Source organism: Paenibacillus maysiensis (assembly GCF_000520815.1).
Taxonomy (GTDB): Bacteria; Bacillota; Bacilli; order Paenibacillales; family Paenibacillaceae; genus Paenibacillus; species Paenibacillus maysiensis.
The window spans coordinates 1-1,091 of record NZ_ASRY01000035.1 but is presented as its reverse complement, the minus strand read 5'-3'; the positions used below and the strand labels follow the sequence as shown (position 1 = coordinate 1,091).

Genomic DNA, 1,091 nt, shown 5'->3' with positions numbered 1-1,091 from the left:
CGAACTTGTCCGCATCCTCCAGCACGCCCATCCACTTGGAGTAGGTTTTGCCCGGTGCGCTCGGGTCCGGCGAGTAGTGCTCGTCGAGCGACCAGCGCGTCGCCGGAATCTCGGAGATGCAGTCGCGGCCTTGTGCGAGGTTGTTCCAGAACTCGTCTGCATTCTTGGACTTCGGGAATTGACCGCTCAGCCCGATGATCGCGATCGCCGCCCCTTCAAAACTCGGCACCGCTTCTGCGCCGGCTGCCGAAACGGACGTGGACTGACGGGATTCCAGATGTTCACACGCCTTGCGCATCAGCAGTTCTGTCACCGTGTTCACATGGCGCTGCTGCCAAGACTCATACGGCGTGCCTTGTACCCACCTGTTGAACGCCCCCATCGCCGGGCCGCAGAAGATCTGAAAATTATCCCGCTCCTGCTCATCCCCTCGCAGGGTCGCCTGTGCGGAATGGGCAAAATACCACTTGAAGATCAGCCCCATCTTGAAACGCGGGTTCTCGGCCGCCTCTTCGAGTTGCTCCGGATGTTTGGCGCGCTTGTAGGCGCAGACGAGATCCCAGACTTCCTCAAACGTCTTCTTAAAATATTTCGTTTCGATCTCATGCCGGATCGACAGCGGAACCTCGTCGATCGAGTTGTATTGGTGGAACAGCTGGTGCAGCTTGTTGGCGCGGGCGGCGAACTGGGTGTTTTTTTTCACCACCTGCACCTTCGCGCCGATCTCAAACATATCGCCTGCAACCGTGATCGCCATGTCGTGGATCGAAACGGACTGCAGCAGGTCCTTGACGACCGGATGGGCCCCGCTCTCCACCATGCATTGATTGATCGATCCTGTGAAAATAAAATCAGCCCCGAGCATGAAGGCCGACGCGACCGCTTCCGGCGTGCCGATCCCTCCGCCGCAGCCGATGAGAATCTCCTCTTGGTAGCGGTACTGCCGCTGGAGCTGGTCTTTGAGCGCGTGGATGGCGGGCAGGAGGGAGAACGATACGCCTTGGTTCGTGTGACCGCCCGAGTCCGCTTCGATCGCGAGGTCGTCGACCAGCGGAATCGTTTGCGACAGGGCGGCTTCTTCCTCGCTGATC

General features: G+C 59.5%; 1 protein-coding gene. It reads right to left on the bottom strand.

All coding sequences use genetic code 11. The features are described from left to right. Positions 1–1,091: beta-ketoacyl synthase N-terminal-like domain-containing protein (locus tag L696_RS0102715; protein WP_025682282.1), on the bottom strand; the 1,091-nt coding region annotated here is incomplete at both ends.